Origin of the sequence: Actinomadura montaniterrae, from assembly GCF_008923365.1 — a bacterium.
Classification (GTDB): Bacteria; Actinomycetota; Actinomycetes; order Streptosporangiales; family Streptosporangiaceae; genus Spirillospora; species Spirillospora montaniterrae.
The window spans coordinates 1-22,206 of record NZ_WBMR01000153.1 but is presented as its reverse complement, the minus strand read 5'-3'; the positions used below and the strand labels follow the sequence as shown (position 1 = coordinate 22,206).

Annotated in this window: 19 protein-coding genes; 8 read left to right on the top strand and 11 right to left on the bottom strand. The window is 74.9% G+C overall.

The window, feature by feature from the left end; genetic code table 11:
• Positions 1 to 18: 18 nt before the first annotated feature.
• Positions 19 to 429 (bottom strand): MarR family winged helix-turn-helix transcriptional regulator, encoded by a 411-nt coding sequence (locus F9B16_RS35755; RefSeq protein ID WP_151544645.1) that lies wholly within the window; start codon positions 427 to 429, stop codon positions 19 to 21.
• A gap of 81 nt (positions 430 to 510) precedes the next feature.
• On the opposite strand from F9B16_RS35755, the gene F9B16_RS35750 reads away from it, so the two are divergent.
• Both F9B16_RS35750 and F9B16_RS35745 read left to right on the top strand, forming a co-directional pair.
• On the top strand, positions 511 to 1,446 hold the full coding sequence (locus F9B16_RS35750) for an NAD-dependent epimerase/dehydratase family protein (protein ID WP_151544644.1): 936 nt from the start codon (positions 511 to 513) through the stop codon (positions 1,444 to 1,446).
• Between the two features lie 66 nt (positions 1,447 to 1,512).
• Positions 1,513 to 3,099: a CocE/NonD family hydrolase gene (locus F9B16_RS35745; protein ID WP_151544643.1), complete on the top strand. Its 1,587-nt coding sequence runs from the start codon at positions 1,513 to 1,515 to the stop codon at positions 3,097 to 3,099.
• Here F9B16_RS35745 and F9B16_RS35740 read toward each other — a convergent pair.
• From F9B16_RS35740 to F9B16_RS35700, 9 genes are all read right to left on the bottom strand, one after another.
• Positions 3,089 to 4,465, bottom strand: coding sequence for an NADH-quinone oxidoreductase subunit N (locus F9B16_RS35740; RefSeq protein ID WP_151544642.1), 1,377 nt, complete (start codon positions 4,463 to 4,465; stop codon positions 3,089 to 3,091). The two genes, F9B16_RS35745 and F9B16_RS35740, sit on opposite strands and share 11 nt — an antisense overlap.
• Complete coding sequence (locus F9B16_RS35735; RefSeq protein WP_151544641.1) at positions 4,462 to 5,949, bottom strand: complex I subunit 4 family protein; 1,488 nt, start codon at positions 5,947 to 5,949, stop codon at positions 4,462 to 4,464. Before F9B16_RS35735 ends, F9B16_RS35740 begins: the two co-directional genes overlap by 4 nt.
• A 3-nt stretch (positions 5,950 to 5,952) precedes the next feature.
• Entirely contained in the window at positions 5,953 to 7,746 is a 1,794-nt protein-coding gene (locus tag F9B16_RS35730) for an NADH-quinone oxidoreductase subunit 5 family protein (RefSeq protein ID WP_151544640.1), read from the bottom strand.
• A complete protein-coding gene (gene nuoK, locus F9B16_RS35725) occupies positions 7,743 to 8,048 on the bottom strand; it encodes an NADH-quinone oxidoreductase subunit NuoK (protein ID WP_151544639.1) in 306 nt (101 codons plus the stop codon). The genes F9B16_RS35730 and nuoK overlap by 4 nt, the downstream gene beginning before the upstream one ends.
• Entirely contained in the window at positions 8,045 to 8,554 is a 510-nt protein-coding gene (locus F9B16_RS35720; protein ID WP_225992230.1) for an NADH-quinone oxidoreductase subunit J, read from the bottom strand. Before F9B16_RS35720 ends, nuoK begins: the two co-directional genes overlap by 4 nt.
• Positions 8,555 to 8,564: 10 nt before the next feature.
• Positions 8,565 to 9,428, bottom strand: coding sequence for a complex I subunit 1 family protein (locus tag F9B16_RS35715; protein WP_151544638.1), 864 nt, complete (start codon positions 9,426 to 9,428; stop codon positions 8,565 to 8,567).
• Positions 9,421 to 10,359 (bottom strand): hypothetical protein, encoded by a 939-nt coding sequence (locus tag F9B16_RS35710; protein ID WP_264159835.1) that lies wholly within the window; start codon positions 10,357 to 10,359, stop codon positions 9,421 to 9,423. Before F9B16_RS35710 ends, F9B16_RS35715 begins: the two co-directional genes overlap by 8 nt.
• Entirely contained in the window at positions 10,350 to 10,694 is a 345-nt protein-coding gene (locus F9B16_RS35705; RefSeq protein ID WP_151544637.1) for an NADH-quinone oxidoreductase subunit A, read from the bottom strand. Before F9B16_RS35705 ends, F9B16_RS35710 begins: the two co-directional genes overlap by 10 nt.
• Before the next feature lie 139 nt (positions 10,695 to 10,833).
• Positions 10,834 to 12,252 carry an MFS transporter gene (locus F9B16_RS35700; RefSeq protein ID WP_151544636.1) on the bottom strand — a complete coding sequence of 473 codons (1,419 nt, stop codon included), beginning with the start codon at positions 12,250 to 12,252 and terminating at the stop codon, positions 10,834 to 10,836.
• A gap of 1,221 nt (positions 12,253 to 13,473) precedes the next feature.
• Here F9B16_RS35700 and F9B16_RS35695 point away from each other — a divergent pair.
• Complete coding sequence (locus F9B16_RS35695; RefSeq protein ID WP_151544635.1) at positions 13,474 to 15,684, top strand: sialidase family protein; 2,211 nt, start codon at positions 13,474 to 13,476, stop codon at positions 15,682 to 15,684.
• Positions 15,685 to 15,714: 30 nt separating this feature from the next.
• Here the strand turns inward: F9B16_RS35695 and F9B16_RS35690 are convergent, their stop codons facing one another.
• Positions 15,715 to 16,167, bottom strand: coding sequence for a helix-turn-helix domain-containing protein (locus F9B16_RS35690; protein ID WP_151544634.1), 453 nt, complete (start codon positions 16,165 to 16,167; stop codon positions 15,715 to 15,717).
• Between the two features lie 231 nt (positions 16,168 to 16,398).
• On the opposite strand from F9B16_RS35690, the gene F9B16_RS35685 reads away from it, so the two are divergent.
• The 5 genes from F9B16_RS35685 (at position 16,399) to F9B16_RS51480 (ending at position 21,984) form a co-directional block, all read left to right on the top strand.
• On the top strand, positions 16,399 to 17,001 hold the full coding sequence (locus F9B16_RS35685; protein ID WP_151544633.1) for a winged helix-turn-helix domain-containing protein: 603 nt from the start codon (positions 16,399 to 16,401) through the stop codon (positions 16,999 to 17,001).
• Between the two features lie 144 nt (positions 17,002 to 17,145).
• Positions 17,146 to 19,185 (top strand): MMPL family transporter, encoded by a 2,040-nt coding sequence (locus F9B16_RS35680; RefSeq protein ID WP_151544632.1) that lies wholly within the window; start codon positions 17,146 to 17,148, stop codon positions 19,183 to 19,185.
• Between the two features lie 335 nt (positions 19,186 to 19,520).
• Positions 19,521 to 19,787 (top strand): hypothetical protein, encoded by a 267-nt coding sequence (locus tag F9B16_RS35675; protein WP_151544631.1) that lies wholly within the window; start codon positions 19,521 to 19,523, stop codon positions 19,785 to 19,787.
• A complete protein-coding gene (locus F9B16_RS35670) occupies positions 19,784 to 21,343 on the top strand; it encodes a PrsW family glutamic-type intramembrane protease (protein ID WP_151544630.1) in 1,560 nt (519 codons plus the stop codon). Before F9B16_RS35675 ends, F9B16_RS35670 begins: the two co-directional genes overlap by 4 nt.
• Positions 21,340 to 21,984, top strand: a complete 645-nt coding sequence (locus F9B16_RS51480; RefSeq protein WP_192809157.1) for a hypothetical protein — start codon at positions 21,340 to 21,342, stop codon at positions 21,982 to 21,984. Before F9B16_RS35670 ends, F9B16_RS51480 begins: the two co-directional genes overlap by 4 nt.
• The last annotated feature ends 222 nt before the right edge of the window (positions 21,985 to 22,206 follow it).

The window sequence follows — 22,206 nt, the reverse complement described above, 5'->3', positions numbered from 1 at the left end:
CCGCGGGCGCGCCGCGGCTCAGGACAGCTCGGCGATGATCTTCTCGAGCGCGCTGCGCAGGTGCCGGCGCTCGGCGTCGGTGAGGGCGGCGGTGGCGCGCTCCTCCAGCCGCCGCCGCGCCTCCCGGATCGGCTCCTCCGCCCGGCGGCCGCGCTCGGTCAGGTAGAGCCGGACGAGCCGGGCGTCGGACGGGTCGCGCCGCCGGGTGACCAGCCCGGCGGCCTCCATCCGGGTCGCGGTGTTGACGACGGTCGGGGTGGTGAGGGCGAGCCGGTTCGCCAGTTCGCCGGGGGTCAGCCCGTCCTCCTGCCAGAGCACCTCCAGCAGCAGGTTCTGCCCGACGCGGACGCCGTGCTCGCTCATCGCCTCGTCGGAGGCCGCGCGCAGCAGCTTGTGGGCGCGGGTGGAGAGCCGGAGCAGGTCGTCCATGCCCCGATCCTAGTAATCGTTTGCATGCTAGTGATCTCGCCCGCTAGCGTTCCATTAGCACGCTAACGAAAGGAGCGGCCCATGATCCTCGTGACCGGAGGGCTCGGATTCATCGGCGCGCACGTCGCCCGGGCGCTGCTCGCGCTCGGCGAGTCGTGCCTGCTCACCCGGCACTCCGCCGCACCGCGCGACGTCCCGGACGGCGCCGTCGCGGAGCGGCTCGACATGACCGACCGGGACGCGTTCCTCGCGCTCGGCGCCCGGTACGCCATCACCGGGATCGTCCATCTGGCGAGCACGCCGCTGCACGGCGCCGACGTGGTGGCGGAGATGCGGGCCAACACCTCCGGCCTGCTCAACGCGTTCGACGCCGCGCGCGCTTGGGGTGTCCGCCGGGTCTGCGTCGCCAGCACGATCGGCGTCTACGCCGGCGTGCGCGGCACCCCGTTCCGCGAGGACGCGCCGCTGCCGCCGGGCGTGCCGCATCCGATCCCCGCGTTCAAGCGGAGCGCGGAGGCGCTGGCGTCCGCCATCGCGGGGCACGCGGACTTCGAGGCCGTGTGCCTGCGGATCGGCGCGGTCTGGGGCCCGGGCGGGCGCGCCGACTCGCCGTTCTTCGCGATCCCCGGCCTGGTCAACGCTGCGGTGCGGGCCGAGCCGTACGCGAAGAAGGTGTACGCCGGCGACGGCATCGACGCCCTCTACGCGCCGGACTGCGGGCGGGCGATCGCCCTCCTCCAGACGGCCGGGACGCTCCACCACGCCATCTACAACGTCGGGTCCGGGCGCGTCACGACGAACGCGGAGGCCGCGGCGGCGATCGGGAAGGCCGTCCCGGGAGCACCGATCGAGATGGCGGAGGGCCGTTCGCCGGAGAGCCCGGACGAGGACTACCGCCTCGACGTCGCCCGCCTGCATGCCGACACCGGCTTCACGCCCGCACACGGCATCGACGGCGCGGTGGCCGACTACGTCACCTGGCTGGGCGGGCGCACAGAAGATTCGCCGGATCGTTGACGGTGAACAGAAACCTGCCTAACGTTTCGGCGCCGCCCTGACCCGACACCCCCTGCGAGGCCCGCCGTGACGAAGCTCGACCGCCCCGCGCTCCCGGCCGTCACCGTCCTGGACCAGCCGATCGTGATGCGCGACGGGACGGTCCTGCGCGCGGACGTACACCGGCCCGGCGGCGACGGGCGGCACCGCACGCTGCTGATACGTGGCCCCTACGGAGAAGGGGTGTTCCGGTCGGTTCCGGTCAGCGCCCATCTGCGGGCCGGAATGGCGGTGGTGCTGCAGCACTGCCGCGGCCGGGGCGACAGCGACGGCGAGTTCACGCCCTGGACGGACGAGGGCCGCGACGGCGCCGACACCGTCGGCTGGATCACCGCGCAGCCGTGGTCGAACGGCGAGGTCGTCGCCGCCGGGAACTCCTACCTCGCCGGATGCGCGCTCCAGCTCGCGTCCGAGCGCCCGGACGCGCTGAAGGCCGTCGTCGCGTCGATGACCCCGCACGACTTCTACGACGGGCTGAACTACCACGGCGGCGCGTTCGCGCTCGGGTCGGCGTTCTTCTGGGCCGCGCTCCAGGGGCTGCTCGGCGCGACGCACGACCTGGCGGGCGGCACCGACGCCCAGCCACGGCTGGGCGCGCTGATGGGCGTGCTGTCCGACCCCGGCGCGGCGTTGCGGACGCTGCCGCTGCGCGAGATGCCCGCCGTGGCCGACGCGTTCCCCTTCTGGCGCGACTGGGTCGGTCACCCGGAACGCGACGCGTACTGGAAGGACCTGGCGCGCACCTTGCGGCACGACCGGATCGCGGTGCCCGTCCTGCACGTCGCCGGATGGTTCGACGTCTTCCTGCGCGGCACCCTGGAGAACCATCGGCGCATCCCCGGCGGGCGGCTGATCATCGGGCCGTGGACGCACCTGTCCCAGACGGCGGGCGCCGGCGAACTGCACTTCGGGTACGCCGCGTCCGCGCAGGCGGCGCAGGTGGAGGCCACGCAGATCGCGTTCCTGCGCGGCGACACCGAGGGGCCCGCCGTCCGGTACTTCACGATGGGCGCGAACGTGTGGCGGGAGGCCGCGTCCTGGCCGCCGCCCGGCGCTACGGCCACCCGCTACTACCTGCACTCGGGCGGTTCGCTGTCCACCGAGGCCCCGGCGGAGGGCGCGGCGCCGTCCCGCTTCGTACACGACCCGGACGACCCCGTCCCCACGCATGGCGGGAACCTGCTGCTGACCGACCCGGTGAACGTCGGGCCGCGCGACCAGCGGTCCGTCGAGGCCCGCCCGGACGTGCTGGTCTTCACCACGCCCGTGCTCGGCCGCGACGTGGAGGTCACCGGCCCGGTCCGCGCGGTCCTGCACGCGGCGACGTCCGCGCCCGGCGCCGACTGGACGGCCAAGCTGGTCGACGTCCACCCGGACGGCCGGGCGATGAACGTGCTGGACGGCGTCGTCCGCTCGGCCGGCGGCGCGGGCCGGCACGAGATCGACCTGGCCGCGACCAGCCAGACGTTCCGGGCCGGGCACCGGATCAGAGTGCAGGTCGCGTCGTCGAACTTCCCGCGGTTCGACCGGCACCCGTCGATGGTCCGCGCGGAGCAGACCGTGTTCCACGACGCGGGCCGCCCGTCCTGGATCGAACTGCCGGTCATGGCGTGAGCGCCACTCCTGCGCCGACGCCGAGGGCCACGGAGAACACGGCGGCCGCCACGGCGACGGCCGACGCAGCGCGGGCGGGCCGGAGCGCGCCGTCCGGCCGCCGGAACAGCGGCACGATCCAGCGCAGGTAGTAGAAGACGCTCGCGACCGTGTTGAGTGCGGCGACGGCGGCGAGCCAGGCGTAGCGGCCGTCGAGCGCGGCGCCGAACATCAGGACCTTCCCGACGAACACGGCGGTCGGCGGCGTCCCGACGAAGCCGAGCAGGCACACGACCAGCGACAGGCCGAGGAGCGGCGAGGTGCGCAGCAGGCCGGTGTAGGCGGCGAGGTCGTCGCGCCCGGCCGCGAGGACGACGGCGAACGCGCCGAGGTTCGTCACCGCGTAGGCGGCGACGTAGAACAGCAGCGCGGTCCGCGCGAGGTCGGTGCGGCCCGCCATCGCGACCGGCACCAGCAGGTATCCCGCCTGGCTGACGGTGGAGTAGGCGAGCAGGCGGCGGACGTTGTCCTGCCCGAACGCGGCGAGGTTGCCGAGCGTCATCGTGGCCGCCGCGATCACCGCGACGAGCGCCGGCCACCCGCCGGCGCCGGGCGGCAGCGCCTCGGAGCCGAACCGGAGCAGCGCGGCGAACGCGCCGATCTTCGGGACCGTCGTGACGAACGCGGCGACGGCCGGCGGCGCCCCTTCGGTCACGTCCGGGACCCAGAACTGGCCGGGCACGGTGCCCGCCTTGAACAGCAGCCCGGCGAGCAGCGCGACGACCCCGGCGGAGACGGCGGCGGACGGCGCGCCGGCCAGGCCCGCGCGGAGCGTCCCGTAGGCGGTGCCGCGCCCGACGCCGTAGAGCAGCGTGACGCCCGCCAGCATCACGACGCCGAGGAACGCGCCCATCAGGTAGTACTTCAGCGCCGCTTCGGTGCCGTGCGCGTCCTTGCCGAATCCGGCGAGCGCGTACGCGGGGATGCTCGCCAGCAGGTACGCGGCGACGACGACGAGCAGGTCGGACGAGGCGCCGAGCGCCATCGCGCCGAGCGCCGACAGCAGGATCAGGACGTAGTGCTCGCTCTCGCGGGGATGGTCGCGGACGGGCCCGGCGGCCAGGGCGAGGACGAGCAGCGTCGCGCCGAGCACGGTGATCCGGGTGACGTGGGTGATCGGGTCGACGACGAACGCGTCGAAGACGACGAGGTCGGGCCGGGTCGCGTCGACGGCGGCGACGACCAGGCCGGCGACGAGCCCGGCCGCGCAGACCAGAGCGACCCGCCACTGCCGGGTCCGGGGCAGGAACAGCCCGTTGACCAGGCCGAGGACCGCCGCGATCAGCACGCACAGCTCGGGGGCGACGTCGGCGGGGTTCTCGTTCATCGGCCGGCCAGGGCGGTGACGGCCGCCGACAGCGGCTCGATCGTGTCGAGCAGGGCGCGCGGGGCGACGCCGATCAGCACCGACAGCGCCAGCAGCGGGACGATCGCCGCGAGTTCCGGCCGCCGCACGTCCCCGACCCGCGCGGACAGCTCGCCGGGCGCACCGAGCACGGCCCGGTGCAGGACGCGCAGGAACAGCGCCGCGGTGACGAGGATGCCGAGGACGGCGATCGCCCCCGTCACGGCCGCCGCCGTCGTGCCGCTGCCGATCGTCCCGGCGAAGATCTGGAACTCGGCGATGAACCCGGACAGGCCGGGCAGCCCGAGGGCGGCGAACGCGGCGAGCGCCAGCATCCCGGCATAGACGGGCGCGGTGCGCGCGATGCCGCCGAACCGTCCGAGGTCGTAGCTGCCCGCCCGGTCGTGCAGGACGCCGCAGAGCAGGAACAGCGCGCCGGTGATGAGCCCGTGGGACACCATCTGCGTGACGGCCCCGGTGACGGCGAGCCTGCGCGCGTCCTCGTGGCCGGACGCGTACCCCGCCGCGCCGAGCGCCAGGACGATGTAGCCCATGTGGTTGACGGACGTGTACGCGACGAGCCGCTTCACGTTGTCCTGGGCCAGCGCCACCAGCGCCCCGTACAGGACGCCCACCAGGCCGACGATGAGGAAGACGAGCGCGTAGCGGTGCCAGGCGTCCGGCAGCATCGGCATGGCGATGCGGACGAACCCGTACGCGCCCATCTTCAGCATGACTCCGGCGAGGATCGCCGACCCGGCGGCGGGCGCGTCGGTGTGCGCGGGCGGCAGCCAGGTGTGGAACGGCACGACGGGCGTCTTGATGCCGAGGCCGATGCCCACGGCCAGCAGAGTCAGGCCGGCGAGGCCGGGCGATCCGGCGAGCGGCGGGTGCCGGGTCAGCTCGACCATGTCGAACGTGTGCGGGTCCGCGCCCAGGTAGAGGCCGATGAATCCGAGCAGCAGGACCAGCGAGCCGAGGAACGTGTAGAGGAAGAACTTCAGCGCCGACGCGGTCCGGTCGCCGTGCCCCCACAGCAGGATCACGAAGTACATGCCGACGATCGACAGATCGAAGAAGACGAAGAACAGCAGCAGGTCGAGCGCCGCGAACAGCCCGAGGCACACCGTCTCCAGGAACAGGAAGAGCATCGCGAACGCCCGCACCCGATGCGTCTGCCGGACCGAGTACACCGCGCAGGCGGCGAACAGTACGGCGGTCAGCGTGACGAGCGGGAGCGACAGTCCGTCCAAGCCCACGTGGTAGCCCGCCCGGACGGACGGTATCCACCGCACGTCCGCCTCGTAGGCGATGCCAGGCCTGGTGCCGTGCGCCGCCCACATGCCCGCGACGAGGGCGAGGTCGGCGAGGGTGACGGCGATCCAGACCCACGGCACGGCACGTCGCGGGACGGCCGGCAGGACGAGCGCGACGGCGAGCGGCAGGAAGACGGCCAGGGACAGCACGCGTCACCACCCGGCCAGCACGGCGACGGCGACGAGGACCGCGAGCAGCACCGCAGCCTGCGCGTAGTAGGTGTGGACGAGCCCGGTCTGCGGGCGCCGCGCCAGCGCGGCGAGCCGCCGCGCGCCGCGCCCGACCCCGGTGACCAGGCCGTCGAGCCGGAGTTCGGCGCCGCGTCCGGCGAGTCCCGCCGCCCACGGGCCGGATCGTGCGACCGCGCGGACGGCGCCGTCCACGAACCGGTCGTCGAACCGGGCGAGCGCCCGCGCCAGCGCGAACGCCGGGCGGACGATCCCGGCCCGCGCGGCCCGTTCGAGGAACAGCCAGTCCGCCGCCCACGCGGGCGCCGGGATCGTCCGCGCGAACCGGACGGCGAGGATCGTCACCGCGGCCAGGACGCCGGAGACCGCCAGTTCCGGGCCGTTCACCCGCGTCTCGCCCGGAATGTCCAGGGCGTCGGCGACACCGGGCAGCCCGAGGACGCCGAGCACGCACGCCGCGGCCGCCAGGATCACGAGCGGCAGGCGCGCGAGCATGGGCATGGGCACCCGCGCCCCGTCCGTGCGGGTGCCGCGCCACACGGCGAACAGCGCCTTGGCAGCGTACGCGGCGGACAGGACGGACGCGGCGAGCCCGACCGCGAAGAGCGCGGGTGAGCGTTCAGCGGCCGCCGTCAGCACCTCGTCCTTCGTCACCCACAGCGCGAGCGGCGGCAGCCCGGCCAGGGAAAGCGCGCCCGCGCCGAACGCGGCACCGACCAGTCGGTACCGTCGCGCGGCACCGTGCAGCTCGTCCAGTTGCTTGGTGCCGAGGGCGGTCAGCCATGCGCCCGCGCACAGGAACAGCAGGCTCTTCACCGCCGCATGCGCCACGAGTTGTGCCGTCCCGCCCGGCACGGATCCCGCGCCGGCGCCCAGCACCATGAACCCGATCTGCGCGCAGGTCGACGCGGCGAGCAGCTGCTTCAGGTCGCGTTGCGCCAGCGCCACGGCGCCCAGCAGCAGCGCCGTCACGGCACCGGCCCACGCGACGAACGTGCCGGCCCAGCCCGTCGCCGCGAGCAGCGGATGCAGGCGCAGCAGCAGGTAGGCGCCGGCGGCGACCATGGTGGCCGAGTGCAGCAGCGCCGACACCGGGCTCGGACCGGCCATCGCCCGCGACAGCCAGAACGAGAACGGAAGCTGGGCCGACTTCCCCAGCGCGGCGAGCACGGCGCCCGCCGCCGCGAGGTCGCGCCACGGTTCTGCCGCGCCGCCCAGCGCGGAGAGCGCGAGCGAGTGCGACCCGGCGACGGCGAAGCCCGCCGCCGCGTACAGGCCGAGGTCGGCGGCGCGGGTGGTGAGGAACGCGACGTCCGCCGAACGCACCGGCTCCGCCTCGCGCCATTCGTAGCCGATCAGGGCGTACGACATCGCGCCCATGACCTCCCACCCCATCAGCAGCAGGACGAGATCGGACGCGGTGACGGTCACCAGCATCGCGCCCGCGAACAGCAGCATCAGGCCAAAGAAGCGCGCGCCGTAGCCGTAGGCCGCGGCGAACACGAGGATCGCCAGCAGGACGGACGCGACGGTCACCACGAGCACGCCCGACAACCCGTCCACGGCCAGCCCGCCGGGCCATCCGGGCAGCACCGCGAACCGCGCGACGGGACACGTGACCGCCGCCGCGACCGCCAGCGCCAGCACCGCCGTCGCCACCAGGACGCCCGCGGCCGGTGCCGCGCGGTCGGCCCGGCGTCCGGTGAGCAGCAGCAGCGCCCCGGCGGCCGGCGGCGTCACGGCCAGCGCGACGATCATCCCTTGAGGTCTCCGGCGTCGTCGGTCATGTCCACGTCCCGCGTGCGGAACAGGGCGGTGACCACGGCGAACCCCATCGCCATCTCCAGCGCCATGACCGTGATGGCGACGAGCACGAGGACCTGGCCGTCCGGCGCGCCCGGCGAGACCCGGTGCCAGAACCCGGCGGCCGCGACCACGATCCCGTTGATCATCAGTTCGAGGCCCATCATCAGCATCACGACCGACTGCTGCGAGAGCGCGCCGTACAGGCCGACGCAGAACAGCGCGGCGGCGAGCAGCAGGAACGCCTGGAGGGTCATCGCGCGCCGTCCTCCCCGTAGCGTCCGGTACGGGTGGCGAGCACGACCGTGGCGATCATCGTGGCCAGGATCGCGATCCCGATCACCATCATGACCAGCATCTTCGGGCCCATGATCGCCTGCCCCAGGGCGAACGCCGGGTCGTGCGGCGGGCCGCCCCGCCGCGCCGGCCACGGGATCGCGACGATCCCGGCCACCAGCACCGCGAACGTCCCGCCGGCGACGGCGAGGGCGCCGCGCCGGTTGTGCACCATCGACATCGGCATCAGCCCGGCCGGGTTCATCATGTACATGACCATGAAGACCGCCATCACCAGCATCTCCATGATCATCATGAGCACGACCAGCACGCCGAGGTAGTGCAGCCCGGCCAGCAGCAGCTCGCCGCCCACGCACAGGAACGACGCGAGCAGCGCGAACGTCGCGCGCGCCATCGACCCGACGGCGAACACCGCGGCGCCGGAGGCGACCGCCGCCACGGCGAGCACCCAGAACAGGACGGTCACGGGAACCTCCTCAGTCCACGACGACGACCGCGACGACGAGCATCTGCAGCAGCACGGCCGGGATCAGCACCGTCCACGCCGCCTGCACGAACCGGTCCATCCGCAGGACGGGCGACCACCGCCTCGTCCACACCAGCAGCGCGAGCACCGCGCACGCCTTCACCGCCGACCACAGCCACGCCGGCAGCAGCGGCCCGTCCCCGCCGCCGAGGAACAGCGGCACCGCGACCGCCGACGCGACGGCGAGCAGCCCGTACCGCCCGGCCAGGAACACCAGCCGGTCCGGGCCGGACAGTTCGAGCGCCGCTCCCCCGGCGATGTCGGCGCCGAGCGGCGCGCCGAACGGCCCCCAGAACGCCATCGCGAGCGCCGACAGCAGGTACACCGCGAACGCGACCGGCATCCAGACCCCGAACCACAGCCCGCCCTGCGCCGCGCCGATGACCCGGAGGTCCAGCGAATGCGCCGCCAGCGCCGCCGTCATGAGCGCGAACATGTGCGGCAGCTCGTACGCCAGCCCCTGCGCGATGAACCGGTACCCGCCGACCAGCGCGAACGCCGAGTTGACGCCCCACCCCGCCAGCCACACCGACCCCCACGCGACGACCTCCATCGCGTTGAACCAGACCACGCCGACCCGGCTGTCCAGCGCGGCGTGGCCGCCGAACGGCACGACGAGCGCGGCCAGCGCCGCCGCCACCGGCAGCGAGACCACGCCGATCCGCGTCAGCGGCCGGTCGGCCCGCGGCGTCATGCGGCGCTCCATCACGAGCAGCCGCGCCGCCTGGCGGAACGGGCCGGGGCCGCCGTCCAGCGCCGCGTCCAGCGACGCCGCCGCGACGGCCAGCGCACCGAGGAGCAGCACCTCAACCATCGGCGGTCACCACGGCGAGATCCGGGTCCAGGCTCGCCACGATCAGCCGGGCCTGCGCGAGGTCGGCGCCCGTCACCAGGCCGGGCAGCACGGAGACGAGCGCCTCGTCCCGGTCGCCGTCCGGCGTACCGGCGCCGTCGAGTTCCAGGCGGATCCGGCGAAGCCACCCGTCCAGGCGGTCGGCGACGTCGCCGACGTACCGTGCGGGCACGCCGTGGCGTTCCGCCGCCTCCGGCGTGAGGACCCCCACCCCTTTGGTCATCCACCGCAGCGGTCTGGACCGCCGGATGGTCCGCTCGAACGCCTCGAGCCGGCTCCCGACCTGCCGCCCGTCCAGGAGGTCGTCGCGCAGGACGGCCGCGCGCCGCGCCGCGCCGTCCCAGCCCGCGACCCGCAGCAACCGGGCGACGCCGTCGAGACGGCGCGCCGCCTCCCTGCCGGTCCAGAACGATCCGCCGCCCGTGTCGACCATGACGGCCTCGGCCGACTGCACGACGTCCCCCTGCAAGGCGAGGTCGAGACGCAGTCCGGCGGGCCAGTCTGGCAGCACGGGACCGAGCGGGACGTGCAGGACGTCGAGGCGCAGGCCGTCCCGGTCGTCCGCCCGGTCGGCCATGCCGACGTCATCGGACGAACCGGCATCGCGCCGCGTCCGGTCCGGTTCGATCTCGTCGAGCGCGTCCGGCCGGATCCGCGCACGGGGCCCCGGCATCGCCGACCACACCACGTCGATCGCTTCGGCGAGCGCCGCGCCCGGGCGTCCGCACACGACCAGCACGCCCGTCTCCGCGGGCGACAGCGCCGGACGCCACCGCCGCGCCCGCAGCCCCGCCTCCACCGCGAGCCGGTCGCCCGTCCCGTCCGCCGCCGACACCACGAACGGCCGCGGACTCCGCTCCGCGAACTCCCGGACCCGCTCCCTCACGCCCACCGCAGCGCCCCCTCGCGCCACGCGTACAGGACCCCGACCAGCAGCAGCACCAGGAAGGCGAACATCTCCACGACCGCCTTCACGCCCACCGACGCCACCACGAGCGCCCACGGGTACATGAAGACCATCTCCATGTCGAAGGCGAGGAACACCATCGTCACCGCGTACCAGCGGACGTGATACCGCGAGAAGGCGTGCTCGGCGGGACGCCCGCCCGACAGGAACGGCCCGGCCTCCAGCGGCCTGGGCGCCATCGCGTACGAGATCGCGTAGACGGCCGCGATCAGCGCGCCCACCAGCCCGAGGACGGAGAGGACCACGGCGTACGGCGGCATCGGTCCTCCCCGCTCCCGGCGTCCTCTCCCGGGGAGGTGTACCTGATCACCGCCGCAGGAAACCTCCCGGGGGTAAATCGCCGGAACCGGGCGCGCGCGAGGGAGCCGCCCGCACGGGACGGCTCCCTCCGAGCCCTGCTCACGCGCCGACGCTCTCCTTCTCGTCCGCCGGTCGCACCGAGCGCGCACGCAAGGTCACCAGCGCGAGACCGGCACCGGCCAGCGCCACCACGGCGGCGCCGATGAACGCGGCCTGGAAGCCGTCGGTGAGCGCGGGCAGGTCGCCCAGCCTTCCGGCGCCCTGCGAGGTGGCGATGGCGGTCATCGCCGCCAGGCCGATCGCCGACCCCACCTGGTAGGTGGTGTTGACGATGCCGGACGCCAGCCCGCCCTGCTCCGGCGCGACGCCGCCGATCGCGGCCATCGTGGCGGGGATGAACACCAGCGACATCCCGACGGCGGAGATCAGCGAGCCCGGCAGCACGTCGGTGAGGAAGCCGCCGTCCGCGTCGATCGCCGACAGCACGAGCAGCCCCGCGGCGAGGACGGCCAGCCCGGTGACGATGAGCGGCCGGGTGCCGAACCGCGCGATGAGCCGCCCGGTCACGCCGACCATCAGCACCATCATCAGCGCGGTCATCGGCAGCAGCGCCGCGCCGCTGGGGAACGCCCCGTACCCGAGCACCTGCTGCAGGTAGAGGTTGAGGAAGTACCACATCGGGATCCACGCGGCCCCCAGCAGCGCCATCGCCGCGTTCGCGCCGGCCAGGCCGGGCGTGCGCCACACCGACAGCGGCATCAGCGGGCCCCGGACGATCCGCTGCCACGCCACGAACAGCGCCAGCAGCAGGACGGCCCCGCCGAGCTGCAGGACGGTGGCCGGCGCGTCCCAGCCGCGCCCCGGCGCCTGGACGATCGCGTAGACCGCGAGCCCGAGCCCGGCCGTCACCGCCGCGGCCCCGGCGACGTCGAGCCCGGCGCGGCGTCCCGGCACCGCCGGCAGGACGGCCGGGACCAGCGCCAGCGTCGCCAGCCCGATCGGAATGTAGATGACGAACACCCACGGCCAGCTCAGCCACTCGGTGATGACCCCGCCGAGGAACACCCCGGCGGTGCCCCCGGCGGGCGCCGCGGCGCCGTAGAACGCCATCGCCCTGGCCAGTTCCTTCGGCCGCGCCGCGAACAGCGCCATCAGCAGCGTCAGCGCGGACGGCGCGATCAGCGCCGACCCGATCCCCTGCACGGCCCGGCCGGCGATCTCGGCCCCCGCGCCGGTGGCGGCCGCGGCGACCACCGACCCGGCGATCAGCACGAGCCAGCCCGCCGCGAAGACGCGCCGCGCGCCGAGCAGGTCCGACAGCCGGCCGCCGAGCAGCAGCAGCCCGCCGAACGCGACGACGTAGGCGTTGAACACCCATTGCAGCCCGCTCTGGCCGAAGCCGAGATCGTGCTGCATGTCGGGGAGCGCCACCCCGATGATCGACGTGTCCATGATCACCATGAACTGGGCGGTCGCGAGCACGGCCAGTGCCCACCAGCGCCTCGGGTCTGCGGACATGACGGTCCACCTCTCCACTCGAGCTGTACCCCTCGGGGGTATATGCGAGGGACACTAACATGCCCCCTGGGGGTATTAATCCCGCAGCGCGCGAGAGATCCGCCCCGCCCGTCCGCGCAGGCCCCGCTCGATCTGCTCCGCCGACCTTCCTCCGATCGCCCGCAATTCCGTACACTTCGCATCTGTGCTGTCGCGAGGGGGGCGAACATGAGCACGGCCGACCGGCCTGACGACCAGGACCCGCCCGGCGCTCCCTCGCCCCCGCCGCCGAACTGGGGCCGCGGCGACCGTCCCGGCCCGCCGCCCGCCGAGGGCGACAAGCTGGTGGCGAGCTGGCGCACCGCGCCGTCCGCCCCGGCACGACCCGCCGCACGCGGCCCAAAGCCCGCGGACGAGACGCCCGCCGTCCCGACCGCCGAGCAGACCCGCGCCGCCCGCCCTCTCCGCACCCCGACGGACCCGGCCGCACCCCCCACCAGCCCCCTGGCCGCCGCAGCCCCACCCGCCCCAACACCACCCACCGCGACCCCGCCGACCACACGGCCGCCGACGGCTCGCCCGAACGCCGCGCCGCACACCCCAGCGCCGCCCACCGCGACCCCGCCGACCGCCGACAAGCCGACGCCTGCCGTGCCATCACCTCCAGCGGCACAGCAACGGCAGACCCTGCCGACCGCAGCACCATCCGCCGCCAGCGCACCGGCCACACGGCCGCCGGCGGACCCGCCCACCTCCGCGTCGGCTGCCCCGAAAGCACCCGCCTCAGCGCCGACCGCAGCGGGACGGCCGAAGCCACCAACAGCTCCGGCCGCGCCACCGCGTCCGGCGGCACACAAACCCGAACTCCCGCACAGCCCAGCGCCATCCACCCCGGCATCGGTCTCCACACCGCCCGCCTCAGCATCGCCCGCGGCGCCAGCGCGTCCAGAAGCGCAGGGGGCCGAGGTACCTCTCAGCCCGGCGCCGCCCGCCCCGGCGCGGCCCGCCGCAAGCTCGCCAGCGGATCGCCCGAACGCCGCGGCGCCCAACGCGACCCCACCGGATGCGTCGGCGCGGTCTGGGGCACAAAAACCTGGGGCCGCGTCCTCTGCGGCGGAACGGTCGAAGCCGGGGGCTGCGGGGCCGGGGGGCGGGGGGCCGGTTCCGGCTCCTTGGCCGCGTGCGGCGAGCGGGGCCGGAGTGGCTGCGGGCGCGTCGGGCGGTCCGGGCGCGATGGAGCAGGTGCGCGTTCGGGCGGCGGACGGCGAGGGCCCGCAGGCGTCCGGCGAGGGTCTGCAGGCGTCCGCCGAGGGCGCCTTGGTGTTCGATCGGCCGCAGGGGGCGCCCACGCCGCCGGAAGGCGGCGGCACGCGTGTGTTCCGTCCGGGGCTGCGGTCGGGGATCGCGGTCGCGGCGGTCGCGGTGCTGGTGGCGGGCGGCGTGACCTACCTCGTCCGCGACGGCGGGAAGGGCGGCGGGCACGGGGACGCGCCGGGGGCCGAGGCCGCCGACAAGGTGTTCGCGGTGCCGGCCGCGCTGTACGACGGCCACCAGCAGACGATCACGGCGGTCGCGGTGCACGGCGACACGGCGGTGACGGTCGGCAGCGAGACGGTGGACGCGCCGCGCGGGCAGATCCTCGTGTCGTCGGACGGCGGCAAGGCGTGGAGCACCGCGAAGGTGAAGGACGAGGGCGGTACCGGCCAGGACGTGCCGGAGGTCGTCGCGGCCGGCGACCGCGCGTGGGCGGCGCTGGGCCGGGGTCCCGGCGGCGTGGCGGTGTGGACGAGCGCGGACGGCCGTACGTGGACGCACCGCGCCCCCGGCACGGGCGCGTTCAACGCTGGTGACCAGGTGACCGGGGTCGCGGCCACGTCGGCGGGGTTCGCCGCGGTCGGGACGAACCAGGGCGCGGCCGTGCTGTGGACGTCCCCGGACGGCGTCGCGTGGCAGCGGCAGCAGGCGGGCCTGCAGGGGAAGCCCGTGAGCATCGCGGCGAGCGGCGCCACGCTGGTTGTGCGGAACGACAAGGGCGACCTGTGGCGGTCCGCCGACGGCGGGCGGACGTGGGCGCGCGCGGAGGTGCCGCAGAGCGACGGGTCGTACGGGCCGGTCGTGGCGCTGACGGCAGGGCCCGGCGGGTTCTTCGCGGCGCGGGAGGGGCGCCGGACGGGCGGGTCGTCGAAGAACCCGAAGAAGCGGGCGCTGGCGGTGTTCTTCCGGTCGTCGGACGGCGTGGGCTGGACGCGGTCGAGCACGATCGACCGGCGCACGTACTCCAGCCTGGCGGCGCTGGGCGGGTCCGACGCGGGCTTGGCGGCGCTGACCCCGCTGAGCGATGGCCGCGTGGCGGCGCAGCGCAGCAAGGACGGCGTGAACTGGGAGTCCGTGGAGCGGCTCGGGACGGACCAGGGCCGTGAGGCTGGCGCGGCGGCGGCGCTTCCGCAGGGCGTCCTCCTGGCGGGCCACCAGAATTCGGGCGCGTACCTGGCGGCGCCGGGCGCGCGTCACGGGGACATCGACCTGCTGTCCATCCCCGGCGCGGTGACGCCGGACCGGACCATCAGGCGGCTGGTGTCGGGCAACGGGGTGACGCTGGCGGTCGGCAGCGGCGCGGGCGAGGCAGCCGTCTGGACGACGCGGGACGGCAAGGCGTGGACGCGCGCGGGCGGCACCGGGCTGACGGGGCCGGGGGTGCAGCGGCTCGCAGGTGCGGCCTTCGGGCCGAAGGGCTGGGTCGCGGCGGGGCGGAGCGCGGCGAAGCCGCTGCTGCTCACGTCGGCCGATGCGAACGCGTGGAACCCCGTCGCGGGTCCGTCGGGCGATGACGGCGAGCTGGCCGGCGCCGCCTACGGGCAGGCGGGCTATGTCGTCGTGGGCTCGACGGGCAAGGCGCCGATCGCATGGCGTTCGGACGACCTCGCCCAGTGGACGGCCGGTTCCGGCGATCTGCAGGACGGGAAGATGCACGACGTCGCGGCCGTGACGAAGGGCTACGTCGCGGTCGGTGAACGCAACGGCGCCCCGGCCGTCTGGACGTCCGATGACGGCGCGAAGTGGACGTCGGGGCAGGCGCCGCAGGCGCAGGGCCCGCTCACCCGCGTCGTCGCGCGCGGGGACACGCTGGTCGCGACGGGTGCGGGCAACGCGGTCGCGGTCTCGTCCGATGCGGGACGGACGTGGCGGGCGCAGACCGTCCAGGCGTCCGCGCTGGTGGCGAGCGTGGCGACGCCGAAGGGCTTCGTGCTCGCCGGGACGCCGGCCGGGACCGACGACGTCGCGCTGTGGAGCTCCCCGGACGGCGCGGCATGGCGGATGACGCGCCCGCGCGGGGCACGCCTCGCGGGCGACGGGAGCCAGCGGCTCACCGGGCTGGCCGCGCTCGGGCAGGGCCTGGTGGCGACCGGGATGGACGGCGATACGCCGACCCTGTGGCGCACGGCTCTTCCTTGAGCCGCGCTCATCGGGGTGGGGGGCGGCGCGTCAGGGCGCGGCCTGGCGGCGCCGGTCGGCCTCGGCGGCGCTGAGGATCATCTCGTCGACGACCCAGCGGGCCTCCGGGGACAGGTCGACGAGGGCGCGCAGCACCTCGGGGCGGATGATGCCGTGCTCGACGTCGCGGCGCAGGGCCTTGAGCGTGATGTCCTCGTCGATGGGGGCGGTCTCGCTGGGGCGGCCGAAGTAGCCGATCGGCACGCCGAAGAAGGTGGCGAGCGCGCGGAGGGTCTTGAGCTGGGGGTTCTCCTGGCGTCCGGTGCGCAGCTTCCACACGGTGGTGGACGAGATGTCCTCGCCGGTGGCGCGCGCGATGGCGGCGGCGGTCTCGACGTTGTTGCGGGGCGGGTGCGCGTCCGCCGGCCACAGGTTGCGGATCAGCCACTCGACCTTGTCCGCCAGCGTCGCGCCCGGCGCGACCTCGTCCGTCTTGTTGGTCATCCCGGCCCCTCCCGAACTCACCGACGCCGACGACTTTAGTTGACCGCACGCGAGGCCGTCAGCCAAGGACACAGGCATTGTTTCGATCCGTGTCGGCGCGGTCACGCAGCCGGACCGGCACTTCCGGGGGACCGGGCGCCTCCCTCGCGGGCGCCACGCCCCTCCCCCGCTGCGGCGAACTTCGCCAAGAAGCATTGCAAAGGCCCTTTGCAACTTCGTAGCGTCCGGGTCATGAAGGAGCGACCACCGGCCGGACCGCCGCCGGAGCAGCACCCGGAGGAGCGGCCCGAGCCCGAGGTGATCACCGATCCGCGGCAGGTGCGGCTGCTCGCCCACCCGCTGCGGCAGCGGATCGCCGAGATCATGCGGCGCGGGCCCGTCTCGTCCACCACCCTCGCCCGCGAGCTCGGGCAGAGCACCGGCGCGACGAGCTACCACCTGCGGCAGTTCGCCAAGTACGGGTTCGTCGAGGAGGTGCCGGAGCTCAAGCGCGGGCGGGAGCGCTGGTGGCGGGCCGTGCCGGCGGACCGGCGGCTCCCGCCGCGCGCCGAGCAGTCGCCCGCGATGCGGGACGCCGTCGACGCGCTGACGCGGCTGGAGTTCGCGAACGAGCTGGAGATGCTGGCCCGCTACCAGCGGGAACGCGACGGCATGGGCCCGTGGGCGGACGCCCTGCTGTTCTCCCACTCCACGGTCACGCTCACGCCCGACCAGGTGCGCCCCTTCTTCGAGGAGTACATCGCGCTCCTCTACCGCTACAAGCGGGCCGACGCCGACCCGCCGCCGGGCGCGCGCACCCTGCACGCCCGGTTCCTGGCCTTCCCCGAAGTCTGATCCCGGACGGGTCCGGGCCGCCGAGTTGCCCCTCGACGGCCCGGACGGGCGGAGGCCGCATCACCCACGCCGGAGGCCGTGTCCCCACGGCCGCGGGCGTGGTGCTCACGCAACGCAGAACCCCCACGGAAAGGAGAGCACCTCATGCTGCTCTCGAGCAAACGCATCACGGCATGGGCGGTCCTCGCGCTCTGGGTCGCGGCCGTGCTGGCTGCGGTCCCGCTCGCGGGACGGCTGCCGGACGCCGTGCAGGCGAAGTCCACCGCCGAGCTTCCCCGCGGAGCCCAGTCCACGGAGGTCGAGAAGCTGGCGGACCGGTTCCGGGTCGGCGACCAGGCCCCGGCCCTCATCGTCTACGCCCGCACCGGCCCGGGCATCACCCCCGCCGACCGCGCCAAGGCGGACGCCGACCGCCGCACCCTCGCCCCGCTCGCCACGGCGCCGATCGGTCCCCCGCAGGCGTCGCGGGACGGCCGCGCGCTCCTGCTGGCCGTCCCCCTGCACGACAACGACGACCTGAGCGGCAACGCGAAGAAGGTCCGCGACGCGGCGACGACGAACGTCCCGCGGGGCCTCCAAGTGAAGGTGACCGGCCCGGCGGGCGCGGCACTCGACACCGGCGACGCGTTCCGCAAGGTCGACAAGCCGCTGCTGCTCATCACGATCGTGCTGGTCGCGGTCGTGCTGCTGCTCACCTACCGCAGCCCCGTCCTGTGGCTGCTGCCGCTGGCCTGCGCGGCGATCTCGCTCCAGGTGACCAGCGCCGTCGTCTACCTGCTGGCCGAGCACGCGGGCCTGTACGTCGCGGACGGCATGTCGACCATCCTCAACGCGCTCGTCTTCGGCATCAGCACCGACTACGCGCTGCTCCTCCTCGCCCGCTACCGCGAGGAGCTCCGGCGCCACGAGGACCGGCACCGCGCGATGGCCGCCGCGCTGCGGCGCGCCGCCGTGCCGGTCGCCGCGTCCGCCGCGACCGTCTGCCTCGGCCTGCTGTGCCTGCTCGCCGCGCACATGGGGTTCAACTACGCGCTCGGGCCGGTCGGCGCGATCGGGATCCTCGGCGGGCTCGCCGTCGTGATGACGCTGCTGCCCGCGCTGCTCGTCGTCCTCGGACGGTGGGTGTTCTGGCCGCGCATCCCGCGCTTCGGCGACGCGCCGCCCGCGCGCGGCGGCCTCTGGGACCGCGCCGGCCGCCGCATCGCGGCACGTCCCCGCCTCGTCTGGGCGCTCGGCGCGGCCGTCCTCGCGGCGCTCGCCGCCGGCTGCCTCGGCGTCCACACCGGGCTCGACCGCGCCCACTTCCTCACCACCACCCCGAACTCCGTGCAGGGCGAGCGCCTCGCCGACGCGCACTTCCCCGGCGACGAGAGCCGCCCGCTCCAGGTCGTCAGCGGCAGGCCGGTCGACCTCCGCGGGATCCCGGGCGTCGCGCGGACGGGGACGCCCGAGACGTCCGCCGACGGGCGCCTCACCCGCACCGCCGTCGTCCTCACGTCCCCGCCCGGCAGCGACGCCGCCAAACGGACCGTCGAGCGGATCCGGCACGCGGAACCGGACGCGCTCGTCGGCGGCGGCGCGGCGAGCGAACTCGACCTCGCGGACGCGCAGGCCCACGACCGCCGCGTCGTGATCCCGCTCGTCCTCGGCGTCGTGCTGATCGTGCTGATCGCCCTGCTCCGCGCGCTGGTCGCCCCGCTGCTGGTGGTCGCGACCGTCGTCGGGTCGTACTTCGCCGCGCTCGGCGCGTCCTGGCTGCTCGTCCGGTACGCGTTCGGCTTTCCGGCCCTGGACGTCCAGGTCGCGCTGATGGGCTTCCTGTTCATGGTCGCGCTCGGCGTCGACTACAACCTGTTCCTCGTCTCCCGCATCCGCGAGGAGGCGGCCTCCGCCGGGCACCGCGGCGGCGTCCTGCGCGGCCTCGGCCTCACCGGCGGCGTCATCTCCAGCGCCGGGCTCGTCCTCGCCAGCACGTTCGGCGTCCTCGGCGTCATGCCCGTGACGATGTTCGTGGAGATCGGGGTGCTGGTCGCGCTCGGCGTCCTGCTCGACACCTTCGTCGTCCGCCCGGTGATCGTCCCCGCGCTGGCCCTCGACGCCGGCCGCCGCTTCTGGTGGCCCGGCCCCCTCTCCCGTACGCCGGCGCGCCCCGCGCCGGACCGGGAACCGGTCCCCCGCGCCTAGGAATCCCGTCCTCTCGCCAAGGAATCCGGGCCCCGCGCCTGGGAATCCGGGCCCCGGCCGCAGCGGCGGCCGGGGCCTCACTTCGCGGTGACACGTCGGTGGCCGTATTCCCGTCGTATACCCGCCGCGTTTACCATTCGGATCGTCAGTCCCCCGCGCCGCATTTCGATGATTTCCACCGCGGAACGCGACGCCGAACCGCGTTCCGCAGCGCGACGCATGACGACCCTTGATCACTTCGTACGGATCGAACAGGGACCATGAATGACAATCGCGTAGCCGACGCGGCCGGCGGCGCACCGCGCCCCCAGCTGCTGCTCCTGACGGCGGGTGCGGTGATCGGCGTGGTGCTGCTGGCGGCGGCCCTGGCCGTCGAGCTGTCCGGCGCGAACGACCCGCGGACCCCGGCGATGCCGTCGATGCCGGCCCCCACCCGGCCGTCGATCCCGAACCTGCCGACGACGCTCCCGAACGTCCCGCCGGGATCGACCGGAATGCCGACCGATATCCCGACTCGGCTGCCGACGAATTTCCCGACGGAAATGCCGTCCTTCCCGACGAACCTGCCCAGCATTCCGCAAATTCCGGGAGGCGCGCCGTGACGGCCCCCGCCGCGGCGGAAGGCGTCCGGGCCGCCCTCCGCGACACCGTCCGCGACGACGCCGCCGCCCGCGCGCGGGCGCTGCTCGTCGCCCGGCTCGCCATCGCGCTGTACCTGGTCGAGCTGCTCCTCAACCTGCTGCGGCCGCACGTGCTGCCGGACGAGCCGACGCTGTCGATCTTCCAGAAGGCGGCCGGCTCCGAGGGGTCGGTCGGACGGCTCCTCGCGACGCCCCAGGCCGTGTTCTGGACGCTGCTCGCCGGCATCGCCGCCGGCGCCGCACTCCAGGCGTTCGTGCTGGTCACGCGTCCGGACGAGCGTCGCGCCCGGGCGCTGACCTGGGCGATCATCGGGGTCCTGCTGCTGCCGTTCGGCCTGATCCCGCTCGTGGTGGTCGGCTCCTACCCCGGCCAGGCGCTCGCCTGCGTCCCCGGCACCGCGTTCGTCCTGTGGCTGCTGCACCACGCCCAGCGGCTCGCCCGGATCCCGCTCGCGATGCTGCTGGTCGCGTTCGGCTGGGGCGCGCTGATCGTGTTCGGGCTCGGCCGCGCCTACAGCAACCTCGCGTTCGGCACGATCAACGGCTTCGTCCTCAAGGGCCACAAGAGCGACCTCGCCGGCCAGATCCACACCCAGTACCGCGTGATCGACGGCATGCTCGTGCATCTCGCCCTCGTGAACGCGCTGCTCGTCGCGGCCGGGGTCGTCCTCCTGCTGGCGCTGTTCCGGCACCGCGTCACCGACGCGGTCACCGGCCTGGTGCTCGGCGCCGCCATCGGCCTCGGCTACAACCTGGTGGAGAGCGTCCTGTTCATCCGCCTGTACGGGCTGTTCAGCGCGTTCAACGGCGCGACGGGCGGTTTCGAGTACTGGATCCGCCAGTCGATCGGCCTCCTCGGCGGGCAGGTCGCCTTCGGCGCGGTGCTCGGCGCCGGGATCGGCCTCGCCGCGCAGGCGCGCGACCGCGGCCGGCGCCTGCGCATAGCCCTGCCCGCCCTCGCCGCCGCGTTCTCCGGCGCCGTCGCCACCGAGACCCTGGCGGCCTGGCTGTCGCACCTGGCCCACGACCACATCAGCGTCGGCGGCCCGCTCGACACCCTGATCGTCTCGCCGTTCTTCTGGCTGCTCCCCCAGGCGCCGTTCTTCCTGGTGGCCGTGCTGCTGCTGGTCCACGGGACGCGCGTCCGGGCGGCGGCCGCCCGGGCCGCCGTGTCGGCCGAGACGTCCACGAGCCCGGCCATCACCCCGCAGGAGGCGCCGTTCCTCGTCGATCCGGCCGTCCGCTTCTGGACGCTCGTCGGCACCTGGCGCCTCCAGGGATGGAGCGGGATGCGCACCCTCCGGCGCCTGCAGACGGCCCAGCTCGACCTTGCCGCCTGGCGCTGGCGGCACCCCGACCCGACCGGCGAGGAGGGGAACGCGTTGCGCGCCAAGGTGATGCGTCTGAAGGCCGGACCCGTACCGCCGGCGCCCATGCCACCGCCGCCCAGGCCACCCGCGCCACCGGCACAGGCTCCCGCGCCACCCGCGCCGCGTCCCGGGGAGGCGGCGTCATGACCCGCCGCACCAGTGCGGTGCGCGCGATCGGCTTCGTGCTCGGGACGCTCCTCTGCGCCGCGCTCGTCCTGCCGCTGGCCCCGCAGAGCGCCTCCGCCTGCGACGTCAGCTACGAGTACAAGCCGACCGTCGATCTCAAGCACTTCGGGCACACCCGTGCGTGCTCGACGTCGACGTCCCTCGGCGGCGCCACCATCGTCGCCGTCCTGGCCCTGGGCGCCCTCGCCGCCGGCGGCGCGATGGCGTTCAAGCGCGGCGCCGCGGCGGTCGGCGCCTCCTCCGCCGGTCCCGGCCCCGCCCCGGCCCTGATCGCCTACCTGCGAGCGACGGGCCTGTCCTTTCCCGCGCGGACGTCGGGTCCCCCGCCCGGCGCACCCCCGTACCAGCCCCCGGGTCCCGTGCCGGGACGTCCCGCGCCGCCGTATCCGCCGCATCCCGGCTACCAGCAGCCTCCTGCCGCAGGACACCCCGGACCCGTACCCCCGCAGGCACCGCCCGGCCCCTGGACCGTGCCTCCGCAGGCACCACCGCCGGGCACCGCGCCGGGCTCGTGGAGCCCCGGGCCACCGCAGGGCCCGAGTCCACAGCCGCCCCCTCCTCCCCCGCGACCCGGCGGCGAAGGCCCCCGCCCGACGCCCTGACCACTCCCCGCGGACGCACGGCCGGCGCGTGCGTCCACGACGCCGATCACCACCTCCGGCCTGACCTTCCGCCAGGAGCAGGACGACCGCCAAGGAGGCGACGATGCGCACCCGCCCCGCCGGACGTCCGGCACGTCCGGGCCGCCGGCTCGCCGCCCTCCTGCTGGCGGCCCTGGTCGCCCTCGCCGCAGCGAGCCCGGGCGCGTCGGCGGCCCGGACGGC